A 21043-nucleotide genomic window follows, 5' to 3' on the forward strand; every position below is an offset into this window, starting at 1 on the left:
ATTCAAATAGAAGTCTACGGGTTAACCATAGTACTACCGAAATAAATTGAAACGTTATGTAATCAGAAAGATCCAAATTATTTTTTAAATATTAGACATTGATATTTAAATAAATTTTACATAAGCTGACCGGTTGAACCCTTAAAGGTAAGAAGATGGCAATGAACAATTTTAAAAAATTAATTCCCCTGTTTTTCTTTGTCTTCCTAAGCCTTAATGCTTATAGCCAATCCCCAGAAAAAACTCAGAACCTGCTGATAAGTTATACTTACCTCGGAACATTCCCTAAAGAAACGGCACAAACGGCATTAAACAAAATGCCTCCACTTGATGTGCTTGACGCAAATTACGAGGTGACGCTTTATAAAATCAACTACAGGACTCCTGCACCAGATGGACATATCACTACAGCTTCTGGTTTGCTGGCAGTACCCGCGGTAACAGCTGAAATAGGAATTGTGAGCTACCAACATGGAACACGGTTTAACCGTGAGGATGCACCTTCAAGGATGAAAGAAAGCGATGCTATTTACCCTGCCTTGTTTTCCAGCCATGGCGGTTATCTTACGGTGATGCCCGATTACCTTGGTTTTGGGGATAATGAATTGCCCCTGCACCCTTATGTACAATATGAAACTCTTGCCAGCAGCAGTATGGATATGCTTTTAGCTGCTAAAGAATTTGCAAAAATTCTTAAGATTAAAATAAACGATCAACTTTATATCGGTGGTTACTCAGAAGGTGGTTTTTCATCCCTGGCCTTGTTTGAATTGCTCGCAACACACCACCCCGAGATCCCCCTTACCGCTGTCGCCTTAGGTTCTGCGCCTTATGATTGGGATGAGACCATGAGATTTATTATGCTTAACCCTGGACCAAGAGCCACGGCATATCTCGCTTATTTCTTTTACTCACTACAAACCTACAAAAACTATTGGGCTAATTTAGATCAAATTTTTGTCAGCCCCTATAATGTCCTGGTTCCAGAATTATTTGACGGACGCCACTCCACGAAAGAAATAATTAATGCACTCCCCCAAAATCCGGCTTTAATTTTTCAAGCAACATTTTTTGATGCCATTTTGAATCCATTGGAGAGCGATACAGAGAAATTAAAAAACTATTTCAACCATTATGATTATAGGCCAACAGCCCCTTTACTGCTGGTGGGCACAAAAGGAGATAAGGACGTCCCCTACCATGGGGCGGAAATCGCTTATAACCAATTTAAAAAATACAGCAGTGCCGTTTTTATTCAATCAGTGAGCGACACCCTTGATCATCGCGACGCGGGACCCTATGTGTTTTATGAGATGCTTCGATTTTTTAAAGATTTTCAGCCGGCCAGTGAATAAGCTGGTGTTTGAAGTAAGCCGATGGAAGAGTAGCTTTAAGCCTGCTTTACCCGTGAAACCAGAGGTTCACTCTTTCAAAAAGAAAAAAACTAAGTCCGTCTGCAGACACATACTTCCTGGAGTTTTTTAAAGTTCCTGGATGCAATCACGCTGCTGAAGCGCGCGCTTAAATGCAGCGGTTATTTTATTGTGCAGAAAATGGGGCCATTATCAAGCTGCAACTCATTTCCCCCCGAATCCGTTAAAAATTGCCCAATGTAGCGTTGATTCTTTTTATTTAATTGCGCGGAGATAAAAATTCTCGGCCTGTCTTTTTCTTCTTGATCCATGGCAACTAACAATAAATTGTCCGCACGCATACTAAAGCGTGTGACCTCCACTGGATAGTCAAAATCAATTTTTGGTACAGCACCTATTTTATCAGGCACAACAAAGGAAAGGGTATTTTCCAAGCCTTCAGGATAACAGGTTACGGTTTTTTGTGCCGCGAATGCAGTTCCAATGAAACTCAGTAGTAATGCCAGAAACAAACGATGCATAGGCCTTCACTCCTAAATAAATTAAAAGTCAGCTAGAAATTACATTAAATATAACTTATTTATACTGGTTTGAAATTCCTTATTCTATTTAATCATCTCCTCTGAAACTCATTAAAAAGCGGTATAAAATTTAGTCATCTATACTATAAAAATGACACCGCTTGTATTTTGACCATGAAAGAGCGCTTTGCAGCTGTTTCCAGACAATTGAACGAATTAGGTATCCAGCCCCAAAGCAAATTTGTTGCGGAACGCGAGGACAAGCTCATACAACACGCTACTCAACTCGATCAACTACAGCATGCAGCATATGAGGCCATAGAAGAACACTACTCCCAATTTAACCCTGCAGCATCCAAAGAAGAGCACTTCCATTTTTTTAAAAAAATATTAAGGATCAAAAATGTGCTTAGGGAGCTGCAAAATCTCCATAATGATCTGACCCAAAAATTGGGCGAACGCTCAATGATTTATATCCAGGATGAACAAAAAATTAACTTAAATGATAAAATCATCTTGCCTGAATTAAAAGGGAAGGAACCTAAAGAAATTGTGCGCGCCAACTTCTATCAACTATTGGAAAATATTACCAGGAATAATTCACTTAATTCTGCAGAAACAAATTATATCACCTCACTTTTGATGCAATTGGTTTCAAGGCCTGCAGGCATAAAATTAATAGTAAAACTTAATTATTTACTCGCTTCAAAGGATGCCCAATTAATTTTAAAACCCAGCAAAAATTTTGAATGCTCCATGACTGCAGAGGGTTTAGCAAGTGCTTCCCCAGAGTTTACCAGTAAATCCTTCTCTCCTGAGGATGATTTTAAAACCATTTTAAAAAAAGCAACCATTCGTGGAAGGGGAGCACAACGGGTGCGCGTAGGTATAGATTTCAACTACAACAACAGTATCTCTGCCTTGAATTTGGAAACTTATGCCTCGACGGGAAATGGTCTAACCGATTCTGGGCCCGCGTTTGTTTTAATGGGCCATGAATTAATTCATGCCATGCACAATCTTTTAGGCAAAGCCAGACATAATTTTTCCCTTTTTTTTCAAGGAAATAATTATCAGGATGATCCGCTTATGAACGCCCTTTATCCGACAAGTTCCTTATATAGTTATGGATCTGCAGCGGAAGAATACTGGACGATTGAAGGTGCGGTCTTGTGTGAAAACTCAATTCGCAATGAACATGGCTTTTTTAGAAGAACCGGGCATATCAGCGCCGAACCCGGTAGTCGAGCAATACGCGATCTTTATTATATTGGATTAGCTCGCAGTTATGATCTCTTGCACCTGGAACGTCTCCAAACTTATATTCAGAATCAGGAGGAAATTGATGATATCAGCAAAGATGATCTCGCTCTCGAGAAACTTTTACAATGCGAAAAGTATAAACTTATGCATTACTCTTTTACCGATATAATCAGTATGTGCCAATTTATTTCCCCTCTCCAATTAAGAAGAATGGAACGAGTTATAAAATCAGTTTCGAGGGAGAAAATGGAAAATGAGGAAAGGGATTTGGAACAGGTTTTAGCGATTATTCCGCCTAAAATTGCTCAACTGTTTGTTGCCGTTACCACTAGGGGAATAGCTGCCGATGAAAAAATAGATTCGGAAGAACTCGAGGCTATTCTACCTTCAATAAAAAGAATGGAGGAGCTTCTAAAAGAGTCAGGTTTATCCCATCGCAATTTGAAAGTTTTTAGTAATTTTATTGAAGCTATAGAACAAAGTGCGACTCACTCGGCTCTTAAAAATAATTAGAATTTTACCCTGTACATCAAAGCTTCATAAGAAACTTTTTCCTAAAAAGGAGCTTATTGATGGAAGCAAGTTTTTAAACTTCTTATTTCTGTGGAACTTATTAAAATTCTGAAGCCCTTAATGACATAAGGGCCTGGTGCGAGAATCTAGAAGAACAAAGTAAATACCTCTTCCTCCGTCGCGGCATGAAGTTTTTTAAACCATTCTGTTGCTTCTTCTATTGAATGAATCTTTATTTCCTTTTTAGGAAAAAATAAACCTGCATTAAATTTTTTATTCATCTTATTTAATGAATGTTCAACATCCTCCTTGTTATCAAAGTAAGCTTTCATTTTTTTAGAAAATTTATCACAATTTTGCGCTATAGCTTCAATTCGTTCAATTTCATCCTTCAAAGAGGAGTTGCTTAATCGCGTAGTTATCATCCTTAAAGATAACTTTTTTAGCTCTAAAAGCATAAAATTATGCATACTCTTTTGATGATCTTCATAACTATCATGTTGCTCTGAAAGAGCATCAGGTATAAAAACATCTGCTAATAGCGCTCGTATTTGTTTGGGAGTTATTTTGGGGGTTACTATGTCATTAACATGCTTTTTTTTATGTTCTCTAATCGCATGTTGGTAATTATTGTTGCTAAGAATTTCTGCAAGAATAACGCCCAAAGAAAAAATATCGTGTTCTTTTTTATAGGGGCGCGTGTCTTCAAGACCGCTAATTTCAGGGTCTGTATAGCCATCGCTTCCACAAAGCCCTCTTTTTTCAGAACCTACAGGAACAGCATCACCCAAGTCAATGATACGTACTTTTAAGTCCCCATTCCTATAATATATTTTGATGTTCGCAGGCTTCAAATCTCGATGTAATAACTGATATTTTTCGTGAAGCTTTAAAACTTCCTTCATCAATTTAATTATTATCTGATACTGCAATTCATAACTAAGGTTTTTTCTCCGAATACAACTATGTTCATAAATAGAATCATGGGGAACCGTATCGTCAATTACGTAGAGGATTTGCAAAAGAGTGTCGCCAGGAATATATTTCATGGCTAATGCATATTCATATTCTCTAAGCTGATAACAGCCGTAAAACCAACCACGTTTTTGCAAGTTTTCAATTTCCTCCTGGCGAGTCTTGTCTGTCACACCGCTATTGAGGATTTTAACAGCCAGAAGAGTGCCATTGAGGAGATCATATCCTTTAACAACCTTATTAGCTCCTATGCCCTCAATTATGTGTTGATCAATTAAAAGCGCAGTTTTGGGTAAGTACTCCACGTTTTTATTTCTATCACGCTGGGGGGTTACTACAATGTACAAACCGGGTTTGTCCGGATCGTTCACAATCTCGATCTCGTTATTTTTTTGCTTTAAATAGGGTTTTAAAAAATTGAGATAATTTTCCAATGCCTCTTTATCTATAGGCAGCAACTCATTAAAGCTTGAAGCAGGTAGAAAATCCCCTCTGCCATCAAAAGAGTTTTTTCTTCGCTTGGGAGACTCACTACCACCCCCATGAAACAACCATCTTGGACTTCGGGAACTTTTGCGCAAAGGGGATAAAGACATTGGATACACATCTGTTTTAGTTCTGGGAGATTCTTTTGTCCTGGGCGAATCTTTCTCTTTCAAAGGATCCCGTATTTTTTTTTCTTCAGTTTTTTTGCTAGAGCCTGAAGTTTTTTTTCGAGGATTGGATTGCACATGAACAATATCTTCAATCCTTACCTGAGTTTTCTCCTGGTTTATGGCGGCTTTAAATTCGCCCCCCTGGTGGGAATCAGTTGGAGGGCTTCCTTCGACAAAGTATGTTTCCGGGGATTCTTTTTCTTTGGCGAAATCTCCCTGTACTTTTCCCAAATCAAGACCTATTTTTCTAGCGTCTTCCCGAGATTTCGCAGGACGAAGAGTGACAGTAGATGAGTGTGTATCCTGGGCATTCGCCGGGGGAGCCAAATTATTCATTGCAGCAGGCGCGGGGTAGATGCGTTTATGACCCGAGCCGAGGATATCCGGCGCATCATCGTGTTCATAAGCTATTTTCTGATCCAGATAAGCATCAAGGCAATGCTTTGCTATCAGGACTTCGAGTAAGGGTTTCAATGCAGGGCTTATGGTTGTATCTTCACGCACAGATTGTAACATAGACATCAAAATCGACTCGCGAATCTGAGTCTTATCCAACGCGAGCATTTTTTCAATCTCACTGTTGTTTTGCATAACAAATTTCCTTAAAAATTCGGGTTAAGGTAATCACTTAGGAATACTACCGGAAATGAATTGTCTTAATTGGCAGCGAATAACCAGGTAAAATCTCGTTTCTATTGATTTTATCTGCTAGCAACCAGCATTCCTGTGGACAAAAAACGCAAGCATACGAAAAATTTACCAAGATTGCAGTATTTTTAACAAACATTCTGAAGTGGACTTATGACGGCAAAAATTAGGATGCAGAAAAAAAAAGCCAAATTAACTGCTATACAAGGACTCTATCATTTTGAGAGCCTTTGGATATTGGGAAAATCTACGCACTGATAGGTAAAAAGTTTTTAGTCCTGCTAACCCTCTTAAATCCCGATGAAAATAAACTCAAATTGTTACTTTTAGTATGACTTACTATGAGTTAATATTAAGGCACCTTGATTATTTTAACCCTTTTGAAACATTTCCTCTTTTGAATTACAGAATACACCGGATGGAAAATTCATTAGAAGTGAATGCTGTAAATTATTTTGTGATGAGGACGCAGGCCCAATGTTCTCATTCTGAAAAACCTCATATAAAAAAATTTATTTTTTTATTAAATTTAAAACTTTATTGTATTTTTTAAAAAATAGCTGTGCAGAGTAGTAAGGATATGTCCTGAAAAATAAGTGATTTTTAGGTACTTTCTAGCGATTAAACGAGAGGGACTATGTGCATTTTTAAAGATATTACAAACGTTTACTGCCAAAAAATTTTGGATGCCTATCAAACGCAGGTAGATGAAAAGACCTATACAGGTAAGGAAGCTGAATTAATAGTTAAAAGGAATAATTTTGCCCGTGATTTAATAAAAACCATCAAAGAAACTGAAGTGACTGATGATGATTATGCAGCCTATTTCGAGAAAATTCTGGCGGCAATCGACGCAACATTGAAGAAAGTAAGTAAAGCCGTGGCGGAATTTAATAAAGAAAATAAAACTGCATTTACAACAGATCTTTATGAAACCTGTTTCAATTTTGGGTTAAACAGTTTTATTAATGCGTTGAGCAATCTGGTGCAAAGTAGTCCGCCCTTGATTGTTAATATCAAAGATAAATCTTTATTCAGCAATAAAAAAGATTCCCCCTGGTTTTATTATTCTGCGTTTATTTTATATGAATATATACTGGAAAGAGAGTTTGACATTGCTACCCAAAAAATGACTCGTGATATTTTTGATGCTAAGAAAAATATAATCTTCGAACACATCAAGGAAACAGCAGAACTTTACTCACATTCGAATAACGAAGGCGACACGCACTATCAAAGTGTTGTAAAAATTCTGCTAGAGGGCCTGAAATCTAAAGAAAAGGAAGTTCAAAAGCGTGAAAATTCAGGTTATTTTTACTGTGCATTTTATAAAGCCTCCGAAATGATAAAAGGACCAAATCAGTTGGGAGAAAAAATCAGCCATTTGCTTGAGGAATTTGAAAAAAGAACCTCAGGGAAAAAACTGACAGCTTAATTATTCTTGTGCCTATGCTCATCGGCGAATTGATTTTTTGAACTATTCGCCCTTTAGCTGAGTTTTTATTCAACGAAGAAGGGATGCTTGAAGAATTATCCATTTTTTAACGCCATGCCTGACTCTTCATACTTTAAATAGATATCCTCTTTAATTTCTCCCAAATCCTCTTTAAAGTTTTTGTTTTTTTCGATACGTTTGTTAATTATATTTTGATCAAAATAAGATGCCACTTTTAGAAAAAATTCACATATTTTTTTCCAGGTTTTGCTATGATTGTGCTTCAAATTAGCGTCTGGAAAATTATCTATAACCTCGGTTTGTTCCTTTTTCTCAATATGTTCAACAAGTGCGCTACCAAATCGTATTATTTTTTCTTGGTTCATGATGCGGTGCGAGGGCTCATGGATATGAAGTTCTTTATTGAGTAATGCGATTAAATTGTAGATATCTTTTTTATATAAAATAACATTATCCAAATAAGGCATTTCCCTTTGCTCCTCCTGGTATCGGCTGCGGATACACTCGAGCAATCTACCCCGAAGGCCGTAGGTAAAATTTCCCCCTTTAGGCAGTCCTGTCACTTTACTTAATGCATCAATTAACTCCTTGGCTTTAAAAGCAAGTTTTTGATTCGGATCTACCATTTTCTGAATATCATCCGGAATAGCCACCGCGAGAGAAAGAGCCAGACGACAACCCTGATCCAGACACTCGTACATTATTTCCTTATCTGTTTGGCTGAACTTATTTAACCCGGCAAACAAGTTTCGCACCTTTTCCCATTGCCCTTCTTGCGCATAAAGAGGGATTAATTGGCGCTGAACCTCAATATTATCCTGGATACCCAAATCTTCCAGTGCATTAATCTTTTTTGTGCGTTCAGAAATCTCATGAATCAGATCAAACTTTGCTTTAATTTCGGGAGGCAGAGCAGGAATTATGGAAATTTTTTCGGGTATCATCAGTACTTTTTCATCTTCCCTTGCTCTTAATTCCTCAATACGGTCTTGTATTTCTTTGGCTGCATCCAGCCAGGTCAGTCCATTTTCATGGTTAAAGACTTGACGGAGTAGCTTATGAATTTCTTTGTACTGAGGGGAATGGTCGATAATATTTCTTACAAAGATGCAATATGCCTCCGGAGAACAGTAAGTACTCCGTTGTATATCATACATTTGTCGTGCTTTTACCCGAAACATATAACTCATATAAGGGTCTTGGCCCACCACCGCCGTTCCAACAAGCCCAATATTTTTTTTCCATGCATCAAAGGGGATCGAAGCGGATTTTTCCTCCCCCCAAGTCATGATCCGAACATCAACCATGTCTTTTTCTTCGTCAAATTTTATATCTCTAATTATAAAAAAATGGCCATCCATAAAGCGTTGTACTACATTTTTACTTGCCGGTGCTCCTTGTTCGGGGTCAAGAATATAGGCCGCAAGACTTCCTGTCCCCGCAAAACCAACCATATATCCATCCTGGATAAGTAATTGCAATTGCTTTATTGCCTCTCTTTCATGGATAGGAATATTTTGCACATGATAATATCCAGCCTGCTTCATCCAACGATTTACTTCATGATGGGTGGTAACGCCAAAGAGTTGTTTAGCAAATTCCGCACCTGCAGAACTGTAGCGGACAATAGAATTTTCCGAAGAACGGATCCCATTTAAAATGACATGATCTACATCGTGAATTTCACTTCCATCCGAGCTTTTTTTATTTGCCACCTCTTCCGATACTTTAATGCGTAAAAGCCCTTCTTTACCGGAAAACTCTTTAAGATCACATTCTCCTCTTGTGGCCAATTCAGATATTATCCGCACATATTTCAGAGGATTAAATAAAGCAATATTGTGTACAAAGGCATTCACGCCACATACTTGTTCTTCACGTTGGTTAATGTAGCTAGGATCCAGCACACGAATCATCATTTGTAACGCAAGGAGATTACGATCAAAATTTTTAAATTTAAGAGGGGACGGACTACCCTCCTCACTGTGTTGGTGGAGAAAATTATGTGGAGACTCATAACTTTCATATTTACACTTTATTTCCTTCAATAGTGGAAATTCATCAAGAATGGCCTTGATAGCTTCTTGTTCGCCTGTCAAAAATGCGAAAGACTCAAGTTGTTTTGCTACAGCATACAAGCGGGGGTTGAATTTACCGTACCAATCACTCTGAGTCTCACGGAGATATTCCTGATATTTTTTCAACAAACCAGTGGTTAATTTTTGCATATATGCTTTGGATAAATGAGTATCCTCATCGCATATATGGGTGACTCCATCCAAAACGCGCAAGTACTCCGGCAATGTGGTAACCTCTTTATTATCGATGGTCACATCAAATGTGATTTCGCCATTACCTTTTTCCTGCAAAATACTTGATAATGAATAGCCCATGAAAGCCTCTATAAAACAAACTTACCTATGGCCGAGTAGAAAGAGGTTTTTTGAATGAAAAAAGCCTGTTCTTTCTGCATGAAAGAAATCTATTCTACTTATAAGGATAAGTATAGTTAAGAATTTATTCATGGTTGCCTAAATCCAGGGAAAAGATTTCCTGATGCAGGAAGTGCTTTGTAACCCGTTGATGCATGGGTTACAAAGCATTTATTACTGAATGAACTCGCGGAGAAAATCAAATGCTTTTTTAGCATATTGAAGGGGCGGGGCTTTTGCTGGATCCTGTTCTGCCTCAACAATCATCCACCCAGAGTACTGATGTTTTAGCAAGGCTTTAATCACAGTTTCAAAGTCAAGGGAGCCATCGCCGGGAACAGTAAAGACACCTGCACGCACGGCATCCATAAAGTTCATGTGTTCCTTCTTCACTTTATCAAGTACTTCAGGACGAATATCCTTTAAATGAACATATAAAATGCGCTCCTGATATTTATGAATTAAATTCAGCGAATCAATATCAGCAAATGCGGCATGCCCTGTATCCAGTAATAACGAGATCAATTGTGGACTGGTATTCTCCATTAAATAATCGATTTCGTGCTCATAAAAAACCCCCGTCCCTGCATGGTAGTGATATACAAGGCGGAGATTAAAGTCATGGGCAATGCGGCCCAGAGCATGTAACCCCTGGATCAAAGCACCCCACTGCTCCTTACTAAACTCAGGTTTGTAGGGACTTAAAATAGGGCGTGTCGTTCCTTGGATAGCATGCCCACATTCACATACGTTAATAAAGGATGCGCCCATCGCTCTCATAAAACTGAGATGATCCATAAACCGCGACAACGTATTTTCATATTGCCCAGGTTCAGTAAAGAAAGTGCTAAACCACGCACTCGATAACTGTAACCCCTGGGCAGCTAACGCTTTTTTTAAAAGAGGAACTTCCCGAGGGTATTTATTACCTAATTCGGTTCCTATATAACCGGCCTCTGCCATTTCCATGATGCATTGTTCAAAGCTAATTTCTTTGCCTAACTCAGGGTCATCGTCATTACACCAGTTAATCGGAGCAACTCCCAATTTGATATGCATAAATAATTCCTTAATATTCTCTAACTTGCTTCAATTGCTCACGCATGGCTTGATGTGCTTTGGCCACTTCATCTGAATTGGAGATCTCGGCAACACCTACCCGCCACCAGGTTTGATAGCCAGAACTCATCGTTTTGGGCAGTATGGGTAATACAATCACTGAAGAATGGGGTTCATTTTTTGCCGCACTCAGGGCCACAGTCAACTGCTCATAAGAATCCACAAAAAAAGTTTTCGCCCCCAAACCCTCGGCATATTTACAAAAATCAATTGGTAAATACTCACCGCTCAGTTTATTGGTCTTACCGTCACGATAGCGAAATTCATTGCCGAAACCCTGGCTGCCATGGTTTTCCTGCAGATTTCTGATACATTGAAAACCGTGATTATCAAACAATATTATGGTCATTTTTTTATGTTCTTGGATGCTGGTAAGTAACTCTGAATGCAGCATCAAAAAACTCCCATCACCAACTAAAACGTAAACTTCCCCCTTAGTGTCGTCTTTAGCCAATCTGACCCCCAAGCCTGCGGCAACTTCATACCCCATGCACGAGTAAGCATATTCAAGATGGTAGTCTTTGGGTTTTCTGGATTTCCAGAAACGGTGCAAATCACCAGGCAAACTGCCTGCGGCGCCGATAATCACATCGTCTTCAGTGACCATTTCGTTTAACATTCTTAGGACTTTAATTTGTGATAAACCTTGCTTGTCAGCAGGAGTCTCGGAACAAATACGGTTTAATTCCTGTTTCCATTCATGCTGATAATGCTGAATTGATTGCTGATAGTCTGTAGAAGTTTGGTAGCTCCCCAATGCCTTCCCTATTTGTTGCAAACCTGTTTTCGCATCACCCTTTAGCATTAAACCATTCATCTTGAGGGCATCAAAACGGGAAACATTAAGATGGATGAGACGACAGGTTTCATTTTTAAAGCCCCATTTCGATGCTGTAGTAAAATCTTGCAGTCTTGAACCTATCACTAAAATAACATCTGCCTGGGCAGCAAGTACATTCGCAACTTCAGAACCGGTGACACCTATCCCGCCCACATTTAGAGGATGACTCTCTGGCAAAGCACTTTTTCCAGCCTGTGTTTCAGCAACAGGGATTTTATGATGTTTGGCAAATTGAGCTAAAACCTCGGTAGCCAATGAATAATGCACCCCACCCCCGGCAATAATCAGTGGTTTTTTGGCGTTTAGAATAACAGGAATCACCTCAGCCAGAGCACGTTCGCTAATAGGCTCCCTATCAATATGCCAAAACCTTTTTTTAAAAAAAGTTTCGTCATAATCATAGGCTTCCGATTGCACATCTTGCGGTAAACATAAAGTGACCGTACCTACTTCCACCGGATCAGTTAGGATCCGCATCGCATTAAGGCATGCAGTCATCAACTGCTCCGGACGCGAAATCCTGTCCCAATATTTACTTACCGGCTTAAAACAATCATTCACAGAGAGTGTATAGTCATATGGCACCTCCAGCTGCTGCAATACAGGGTCGGGTTGTCTGCAGCTGAATATATCGCCGGGCAGCAACAATAAAGGAATTCTGTTAGTAGTTGCCGTAGCTGCAGCGGTAATCATATTGGTAGCCCCGGGTCCTATAGACGAGGTACAGGCAAAAATACTTAGCCTATTTTTTTGTTTTGCGTATGCTGTAGCTACATGGGCCATTCCTTGTTCATTATGCCCTTGATAGTAAGTCAATCCATAATTGTCGTACTCGAGGGCTTCGCCCAGGCCAGTCACATTACCATGTCCGAAAATTCCAAATAGCCCAGCAACAAACCGCTGTTCCTGCCCATCAATAACTACATATTGGTTGGCTAAAAAACGCAACAAAGCTTGAGCCATAGTTAATCTAATCTTCATGAACCTGTCCCTTCGTTGTTATGATTCATCTTCCAAACCCTGTTATTTGCTTTACTTGTTCTTGTCCATTCATGTTCTTTAACGAACGTGGGCATAGCATAGGGATTGTCTTCCAAATGACGTATAAACCATAAGGTATAAAGAGCATATCCTGGTGCCGTACAATGAGCATGGCTTTGTCCGGGGGCAATTTGATAGGTATCATAATTTTCAATGCGCAAAACCTCCTCTCCATTCTCGCCAAATGCATAACCTTGAGGCTCAGAAAAACGATAATGGTAGATTTCCGGTTGCTCATGATAATGAGAGGGGTAACTCGACCACCGTCCCTGGAAGGTGATAATCTCGCCAACTACCAGATTAGACTCGGGTCGGTTGCGTTTATCAAATACCGTCCTCACAATACGGTAGGAGCTGTCATCCAAAATATTTTTTCCTCGGTTATCCAACTCCACAAGGGTGGCTTGATGAAATAAACAAGGAGCAAAAAAGGCTCGATTTTCTGTTTCAATCAATAAAATTTCACAATCGCTTAAGGCTTCCACTGCAGCATTTTGACCTGAGGGACAATGCAAAACGATAGGGTCCTGAGAAAAATAATCGTAGCGCTCTGCGTATTCGCTTTGTTGCTCATAATAAAAGACCACTTTTCCAGTCATCAATAGGGCGGCAAATTCATACTGCTCATTAAATCTGTATTTTTGCCCCGCATCCAATTTAAGGGAGCTAAAATTCATACCGCAGTGGGACGATGGGTGCATCGTGACAATTGCATTGCGTCCGGGGGCAAATCCTTGCGGTTTTTTAATAAGAAGCGGTGCATTGTGCATCCCTTGTTTTTGATGCAATTGGTTTAAATAAGCACTCTTCCAGATCTGCGGATCCTCAGCAAAATGCTGGATAAAATAGTCCAACTCTTCTTTATAGGGAATGGCGGGAGCGCACCCATGGCGTGTAACAACCAAAGCACCACTGGCATTCGCATAAGCAGTAGCAATTTCCCAGGATTTACCTTGCAATAATGCCGATAAAAGTCCCGCCATAAATCCATCGCCTGCCCCCAGGACATTAAGAACTTCCACCGGGAAAGGTTTGGTTAATAAAGGCTGATGCGTGCCCGAAAAATACACTTCCGAGCCTTTTTCGCCCCGCTTCAGCACTACAGGAGCCTGGGTAAATTCCCTGATTTTTTTTAGCGCATGCTGGACTTCATCAGCCCCTCCGGCAATACAAATTTCCTCTTCCGTGCCGACGATTAAATCGCAAAAAGACAAAATTTGTTGATAGGTTTCACTTACCTTCTGACTCGACTGGTAGCGAGTTTCCCCATCTCCAGCCGCGGTCAATCCCCAAAGAACAGGTCGATAATCCAGATCCAGAATTACTGCCGTCTCAGCTTGCCGCGCGCGCTGGATCACTTCTTTGGTAGTGTGCAGCATGGACTCTGTAGATAACCCGGTTCCAGTTACTAAAATGGCTTTAGCCTGTTGTAATTTATCCTTGCTTATTTGCTGAGGTTTAAGTTGCATATCAGCGCAATCAGTTCGATAAAACATTAAAGGAAATTCATGGGGTGGTTTAATGCCTAATAACACCAATCCCGTCAAATGATTCTTAGTTTCCTCTAATAAATCAGTATTGACTCCTTCATGTATCAGTTCATTTTTTAAAAAAAGTCCCATTTCGTCCTGGCCAATGCAGGAAAACATCATGCACTTTAGCCCCAGGCGTGCAGCGCCTACAGCAATATTCCCCGCACACCCTCCCAAATATTTTCTAAAAGTCTGAGCATCGCTCAAGGACGCCCCAATTTGTTCTGCATAAAGATCAACTGCCACACGCCCCATACAAATTAAATCGAAGGGTCGATTCATATCACAATAAAATGATGGATAACTCATAGCACCCCTCAACTCAGAAAAACCGGCGATTTGCTAACTAAAGACCGTTTTGCAGCTTGCGCAATCCGCAAAGCCTGCAACCCATCCCTTCCTGAAACAGGACTTGGGCTGTTGTGTAACCAGGCGCTATAAAAAGAATCCAATTCGGCTCTAAAAGCTTGATGATAGCGTTCGAGGAAAAAATATTCCGGATTAGCTTGCTCTGTGAATTTATTGGCATAATGCATCACTGAATGCTTGAGCTGATTATTAGCCAATAGCATTCCTTCCTTGCCAAATACCTCAATGCGTTGATCATATCCATAAACAGCTTGACGGCTGTTATCAATAACCCCTAAAGCACCATTCGCAAAACGCATTTGGATGATTGCTGTATCAATATCATCTAAGGCTGCAAAATCAGGATTAATCAATACCGCACCTGTTGCATATACCTCAATGACTTCTGATTGAGTTAAAAAGCGCGCCATATCAAAATCATGGATGGTCATATCCATGAACAGTCCGCCGGAGGTGGCGCAATATTCTTTAGTAGGACAAACCGGATCGCGCGAGGTAATCTTTACAAGATGTACTGCACCAATTTCCCCGGCATGCACCTGTTTTTGCAGATGGGAAAAACTCGGATCAAAACGCCGGTTAAAACCAAGCTGCAATAACGTACCGTTTGCCTGAGTTGTATGTAACACCTCCAGAATTTCCTCTTCATACAAACCAATCGGCTTTTCACAAAAAATGGCCTTTCCTGCTTCACTGGCGGCTTTTATTTGCACCACGTGTAAATTCGATGGGGAAGCAATCAAAACGGCATCCAGGTTTTGGTGAAAAAGCACGTCCTCGCTCGCGGTGTATTGACCTGCGATAGAGAGTCTATCTGCCCAGGCTTTGTTCAAGCAAGGGTCCGCAATCGCGTTTAACTCAAATTGCGGTAAATAATTTTTAATATTTTCAGCATGTAATTTACCGATCCGTCCGGCCCCAATGATGCCAATGCGACATTTTCGTTGTTGATTTGTATTTTCCATATCTAATCCCTCACTAATTCCAAGTCATTTGTTTTTATTCCTGGTAATTCACTACCAATGTCTCTGATTTTTTTACCTGCCCATAAATTTTTTTCGATTTTTTCCAAAGAGGCACCGGTTGTCTCAGGTACAAAATGGTAAATAAAGAAAAAAGCAAGCAAACACAATGTTCCAAATAAACCAAAAGTAAGCACACCCCAATTTTGGTAAATGGTTAAAAAGGATATGGAAACCACAAAATTTGCTCCCCATTGCACCATCGTGGCAATACTCATTGCCATTCCACGAACAGCTAAAGGGTAAATTTCGGAGATCAAAACCCAGAATAAAGATCCCACGCTTATACAATATCCCATTACATAGATCGACAAAGCACCCAGTATCCAGAATTTTTGATTGGGCAACCCCGAATTAAATAATACGACCACTGCAAAAAGGCTCAGGGCAGCAAGGAGCGTCCCGCTTAACAATAAAAAACGCCGACCTAGCTTGTCTACATAATATAGGGTTAGTAAAGTAAATAAAAAATTCACTCCCCCCATACAAAAAGTAGCTAAAATTGCATCCGAAACCGGATAAAATCCTGCCGACTCAAAAATAACTGGACCGTAATACATCAACGCATTAATTCCTGAGAATTGTTGGAATATCCCTAAGGCAATTCCTACAGCAAGGACATTAATGATGGGCTGCTTAAATAATAAATTCGTTTGAGGAGGAATATCCTTGAAATGGCTCTGAATTTCCTCGATTTCTTTTTGGAAGTTATAACCTAAGGGACGGATGCGCTTTAGAGTCTTCAAGGTTTTTTCCAGACCGTATTTTTGCATGAGCCAACGCGGTGAGTGAGGAACAAAATGCATACCAATAAACAAAATTAGTGCCGGAATACTCCCCATTCCAAATAAGAGACGCCAGCTGTTAACGGAGTAATCATGAAGAAAATAACCAATTAAATAGGCTATTGCCTGACCAAAGGTAATGGTTAACCCATTAATCAGCACTAAAGTTCCTCTTCGGTTAGGCGGCGCAATTTCTGCGATAAACAATGGGGCGATATAAGAAGCAACTCCGATACAAATACCAATAATAAACCGTCCCATTAATAACAGAATGAAATCATGAGTGAAGGCGCATAGAACAGTCCCTAAAATAAATCCTGATGCAACTGTCTTGAGAAGAAAACGTCGACTTACTTTATCAGCAAAGAAACCACTTAAAGGAATACCCAAAATACAACCGAATAAACTAATACTCACAATCTGGGACCATTGCCATTCTGAAAGAGAGAGCTGGACCATGACCTGATCCTTCACATCTGCAATCACACTGGAATCAAAACCAAATAAAAACCCTCCAAATCCGGCGATCAGGGCAACAAAAAAAATAAAAGAATTCGCTCCTGCTTTCTTCATATTACTTTCCTTAGCATATGCTTTTCGTCGGAGATGTTATCACCCTCCAGGGTGAATAAATAGAGCGTAAGAAGAACATCCATAAGATTTTTCATCCGACATGGGAAAGCACCGCACATTGAAACCCCAACAATTAATTCAGCAGGAATATGCTATAATGACCCACCTATTTGATTTAGGGTTCTTTTCTAATCATGCAGAATAAAAACGAAATTTCCGAGATTGGCAAAATTAAGTTATCTCCGGTCCAAAGTACGGGCGATTGTGGTTATCATGTGGTGGTTATTGGCCTTTTTTATTTAGCTCTCAAAGCTGCAAAAGAGCAGCCATTAGCTTCTGCGATAAATACAAGTAAGGCAATAAGCAAGCTTTTAGAAGAGCAACCCGATTCTTTAAAAAGATGCCTGTCAAAAGAATTTGGAACGAACCAGGAGTGTTTGGTAAGTTATTTGGAAGCAATGACAGTAAAGGGTTTTGAACAAATTACCTTTAATGAGATTTTGTCTCACTTCACCTCTCAATTAAAAGAAATGGATTGCGGCTCAGCCTGGTTGAGTGAGCGTATAAAAAATGAAATTAAGAGCGGTTTATGGATAGAAACGAATCGGGAATGGGAAACACTTCCTGCATTCAAATTGATAATGAAAAAAATTCAATTAAAAGCAGATGCACTTTACGAAAATGCTTGTGCAACCAAAACTTCCAGGGCAGATGGAGATTTTCTTTTTGAAATTTTATTTCAAGCGCAGATAGAAACATGTAATACATTAGGCGATGACGAACTGACTCCCGCGGTAAAGGAAGTAATTTCCCGCTTTTATGCAAAAGATGCACCAAAAGTATGGGTGGATAGTGAGTTTCTCAAAAACCTGGTTACCCATTTATTAGGTTCTTCTGAAACTATGTTTGATAAACAGGCCGTAGCAATAACGAGTGAAGGGCCAAGTAATAATCATTGGTACATCGATCTTCCCAATGATGAGTTTGCACAAAAATTTATTTCAATCTATAAAAGCGGTTACCACTCAGGGCTATCTATCATTTTACCCGAAACCAGAGTCGAGGTACCTCTATCGAGTTTTAGTTCCTTTTTTCCCTCTGCACCCAAAAACAATACGTTACTGCATACAGACCCTGCAACGATACCGCGCTTTAATTAAAGGATTTTATGAAAAGCCTTTTTGATCTAAGGCATTGTTGCCATCCAATTGGGGTTTATCATCAGGGTTCTGTTTTTCTTTACTTTGTTGAAAGGATAAACCTCCGGTGATAAGGGACGAGACCGAGGCTTTGTCTTTCTTGGATTCAAGTTCCTTTTCAACTGACTTTAATTTTTCGTTTATCATCTCAATGGCTTTTCTAGCCACCGTCAGCTCGGTATATTCTTGCATTACTATTCTTCCTTCTGCATAAAGAGGCAACAAAGCAGTATCTAAACTCTCTTGGTCAGGAGGCTCCGATTCAAAACAGCATAAATCAGAAAGCACTTCTGAAAATGATTTATCAATGTATTTTGCAAAAAGGCCTGAGGTCATTTCTTTAAATTCCCTGAGGGCTTTATTTTTTGCTTGCAGTAAATCTTTTTGCTCCTTTAACAAAGCAGATAGGGGATCGGCTTTTGCATCCTTTACACGATACACCTCAATTTCCTTAAGGTCTTTACTGGCCCCAGCGTTTACACTGGAGAGTAACGAATCAGTAGTTTGATTTTTAGGAACATCGATATACCAGTGAGAATCTGTAGGACCTTTACTGGTAATTTCAATTCCCTGTGGATCGAAAAATAAATTATCTGCTTTCGGAAAAAGTTGTCGGGAACAATTTTTTAAAAAATCGGCATCAAGCCAGGCTTTTTTAGAACCAGGACCGTAATATTTTTTGATGACCTCCTTGGCCATATCCTCTAATACTTCTTCGCTTAAATTCTTAAAAATTTCAAGGGTAGCCTGGAATCGCAACTCACCGGCCCTTTCAATACTTACATCTGTCCCCACTGCAAGTTCCTGCATCCTATCTAAAATTTTTCTATTGAGCTTTTTAAATTGAGGCAAATCCATCCATTTCTGATTATCAATCACCCAGGCGCCCTCTTTTATCATATTTTTAAAATAGTCGACCCCTAGATCTGAAGTAAGAAGGGAAACGCGCATCCCATCGCTAAAATCAGCCAAAACCTCTCTGAATGACAGACGATCCCAACTTGATGAACCGAGCTCTGTTACTATATTGTTAATCGTTTGCACATTATCAGAACCAGTAAACCGATTCAGCATTCGCATATTTGAAAAGAGTTCTGATAAAGGTTTGCTACTGTTCAGAGTCTCTGCAACTGCAGGATCCTGTTTAGCCTGCATTCCTAAATGCAATAATCCCACACAAAATGCATAGTAGCCGCAATCTCCTGCATCAAAAGGGGGTTCAAGCTTGGAGCGTTTACGCCCCTGAGCTTCTTTTGTATAACCTATTTTACTTTCCATACTGCACCAAAGGATGATATTTATATGCTCAAATTATAGTACAAATACCCCAATAGTTCTTTTTGTGCTCAGGCTGGATAATTGGTAGTTCCTTAGCTTCTGCAGCGATTCCTGGTTTCCAGATGCAGCAGTTGCATGGCCTTCACAATAATTGTTATGTTTGATGCAATTGCTTATTACTCCAAAAATACAAAAATCGTCTGATGGACTTTCACTCAGTGGATGGACAAGAAAAGTAAATGGCTCTGAAACAATTGGTTAAAAAAATTATTACCCTATTTTTGCTTGGCAGCGTTGCTTTGGGTATAGGCTCTTGTACAGGTTCTAAAAATTCCGCTGCCTACAGCGTGGGCGGGGAAGAATACGGCACTAATGAACATGGAGGCTGGCGTTAGCAGGAATTTGACCTGTCATCGCTTTATCATCCAAAATTAAGGGAAATCATAAAGGAACCTCACTTTCCATGAGAATTTATTTATTTTTGTTTGTCTTAATCTATTGTGCCGTTGTTCAAGCCAAGCCTCTAATTGCTTTTGAGCGTTATGGTTTTATTTGGACAGCTAACATTGATGGCACTAACGCGAAAAAAATTACTCAGGGGTACATACCAGAAATCTCCCCTGACGGGAAATACATTGCCTTTAATTTAGTGGAAAAAAGCCCATCAGGAAATCGTTACCTGGCTATTATTGAGCTTGAATCAGGTAAAATCACCCAATTAAAAAATATACCTTCTGAAAATAACTTCAATCCAGTATGGTCCCCTGATAGCAAAAAATTATTGTTCAATACCTTTATAAACAGTAATTGGCATTTGGCATTGATCGATAGGAATGACAGTGGTTATCGTCTCATCAACAACACGGAAAATGAATACAGTCCCGCATGGGCTGCGGATGGAAAGTCCTTCTTCAGTCATGATCTTGATTCGATTTACTGGTTGGATTTGCAGGGTAATGTAATAAAAAAATGGCAAATCAACTCAATAATTCCCCGTGGGAGCATGAGCAGTGCGTCTCGAATGAACAGTTCGCCCAATGGAAAAATGCTGATTATGGATGTAGATATGGATGAAACCATCCACCGGAAAAACTGGGATGAACCTCCACTTGCTCTATGGGTACTGCATTTGGATTCAGGAAAAACCAACCGCATCACCCCCAAAGGGATGTTGGCATGGAGTCCTTTCTGGATTGATTCTGATACCTATGTTTTCCTGGGGCAGGAAATAAATGAAAAAACACCTTCACTGCACCGGGGTTCTCTGAAAAATCCTTCTGAGGGATTGTTATTGCATAATGTTCAAACACCCAGTGTTTCTCGCCAGGCAGCTTTGGAGCAGCAGGAAAAATCAGGTTTAACAATAGAAAAATCAGGCCCTCCATTGTTTGAAGATAGGAAAACTGCTGGATAGTTTTACCGGCAAATTCATGCTAACTTAATGGGA

The 21043-nt window shown here is 39.7% G+C and carries 15 protein-coding genes; 6 read left to right on the top strand and 9 right to left on the bottom strand.

The window, feature by feature from the left end; genetic code table 11:
- Positions 1-155 precede the first annotated feature (155 nt).
- Complete coding sequence (locus KYQ_RS15175) at positions 156-1355, top strand: alpha/beta hydrolase (protein ID WP_010654985.1); 1200 nt, start codon at positions 156-158, stop codon at positions 1353-1355.
- A gap of 179 nt (positions 1356-1534) precedes the next feature.
- Here KYQ_RS15175 and KYQ_RS15180 read toward each other — a convergent pair whose 3' ends face one another.
- On the bottom strand, positions 1535-1894 hold the full coding sequence (locus KYQ_RS15180; protein WP_010654986.1) for a hypothetical protein: 360 nt from the start codon (positions 1892-1894) through the stop codon (positions 1535-1537).
- A gap of 174 nt (positions 1895-2068) precedes the next feature.
- On the opposite strand from KYQ_RS15180, the gene KYQ_RS15185 reads away from it, so the two are divergent.
- Positions 2069-3670, top strand: coding sequence for a hypothetical protein (locus KYQ_RS15185; RefSeq protein ID WP_010654987.1), 1602 nt, complete (start codon positions 2069-2071; stop codon positions 3668-3670).
- 146 nt (positions 3671-3816) lie between these two features.
- On the opposite strand, the gene KYQ_RS15190 is transcribed toward KYQ_RS15185, so the two are convergent.
- Positions 3817-5892 (bottom strand): protein kinase domain-containing protein, encoded by a 2076-nt coding sequence (locus tag KYQ_RS15190; protein WP_010654988.1) that lies wholly within the window; start codon positions 5890-5892, stop codon positions 3817-3819.
- Between the two features lie 694 nt (positions 5893-6586).
- Here KYQ_RS15190 and KYQ_RS15200 point away from each other — a divergent pair.
- The gene (locus KYQ_RS15200; protein WP_010654989.1) at positions 6587-7384 is read left to right on the top strand and encodes a hypothetical protein; all 798 of its coding nucleotides are present in this window, start codon (positions 6587-6589) and stop codon (positions 7382-7384) included.
- 95 nt (positions 7385-7479) lie between these two features.
- Here KYQ_RS15200 and KYQ_RS15205 read toward each other — a convergent pair whose 3' ends face one another.
- The 6 genes from KYQ_RS15205 to KYQ_RS15230 all read right to left on the bottom strand — a co-directional run bounded on the left by KYQ_RS15205 (position 7480) and on the right by KYQ_RS15230 (position 17119).
- A complete protein-coding gene (locus tag KYQ_RS15205) occupies positions 7480-9798 on the bottom strand; it encodes a hypothetical protein (protein ID WP_010654990.1) in 2319 nt (772 codons plus the stop codon).
- A gap of 213 nt (positions 9799-10011) precedes the next feature.
- The gene (gene iolE / locus KYQ_RS15210; protein WP_019350250.1) at positions 10012-10896 is read right to left on the bottom strand and encodes a myo-inosose-2 dehydratase; all 885 of its coding nucleotides are present in this window, start codon (positions 10894-10896) and stop codon (positions 10012-10014) included.
- A gap of 10 nt (positions 10897-10906) precedes the next feature.
- Positions 10907-12778 carry a 3D-(3,5/4)-trihydroxycyclohexane-1,2-dione acylhydrolase (decyclizing) gene (iolD, locus tag KYQ_RS15215; RefSeq protein ID WP_010654992.1) on the bottom strand — a complete coding sequence of 624 codons (1872 nt, stop codon included), beginning with the start codon at positions 12776-12778 and terminating at the stop codon, positions 10907-10909.
- Positions 12775-14679 (bottom strand): 5-dehydro-2-deoxygluconokinase, encoded by a 1905-nt coding sequence (gene iolC, locus KYQ_RS15220; RefSeq protein WP_010654993.1) that lies wholly within the window; start codon positions 14677-14679, stop codon positions 12775-12777. The genes iolD and iolC overlap by 4 nt, the downstream gene beginning before the upstream one ends.
- Before the next feature lie 8 nt (positions 14680-14687).
- Complete coding sequence (iolG, locus tag KYQ_RS15225) at positions 14688-15704, bottom strand: inositol 2-dehydrogenase (protein ID WP_010654994.1); 1017 nt, start codon at positions 15702-15704, stop codon at positions 14688-14690.
- 2 nt (positions 15705-15706) lie between these two features.
- Complete coding sequence (locus tag KYQ_RS15230; RefSeq protein WP_010654995.1) at positions 15707-17119, bottom strand: sugar porter family MFS transporter; 1413 nt, start codon at positions 17117-17119, stop codon at positions 15707-15709.
- Positions 17120-17313: 194 nt separating this feature from the next.
- Here KYQ_RS15230 and KYQ_RS15240 point away from each other — a divergent pair, with 194 nt between their 5' ends.
- A complete protein-coding gene (locus KYQ_RS15240; protein ID WP_010654996.1) occupies positions 17314-18279 on the top strand; it encodes a hypothetical protein in 966 nt (321 codons plus the stop codon).
- A gap of 6 nt (positions 18280-18285) precedes the next feature.
- On the opposite strand, the gene KYQ_RS15245 is transcribed toward KYQ_RS15240, so the two are convergent.
- Entirely contained in the window at positions 18286-19596 is a 1311-nt protein-coding gene (locus KYQ_RS15245) for a hypothetical protein (protein ID WP_010654997.1), read from the bottom strand.
- Between the two features lie 239 nt (positions 19597-19835).
- Here KYQ_RS15245 and KYQ_RS19190 point away from each other — a divergent pair, with 239 nt between their 5' ends.
- Both KYQ_RS19190 and KYQ_RS15255 read left to right on the top strand, forming a co-directional pair.
- Positions 19836-19991 (top strand): hypothetical protein, encoded by a 156-nt coding sequence (locus KYQ_RS19190; RefSeq protein WP_019350252.1) that lies wholly within the window; start codon positions 19836-19838, stop codon positions 19989-19991.
- Between the two features lie 68 nt (positions 19992-20059).
- Positions 20060-21010: a TolB family protein gene (locus tag KYQ_RS15255; RefSeq protein ID WP_010654998.1), complete on the top strand. Its 951-nt coding sequence runs from the start codon at positions 20060-20062 to the stop codon at positions 21008-21010.
- Positions 21011-21043: the final 33 nt, after the last annotated feature.

This window comes from Fluoribacter dumoffii NY 23, from assembly GCF_000236165.1.
In the GTDB taxonomy this organism is placed as follows: domain Bacteria; phylum Pseudomonadota; class Gammaproteobacteria; order Legionellales; family Legionellaceae; genus Legionella; species Legionella dumoffii.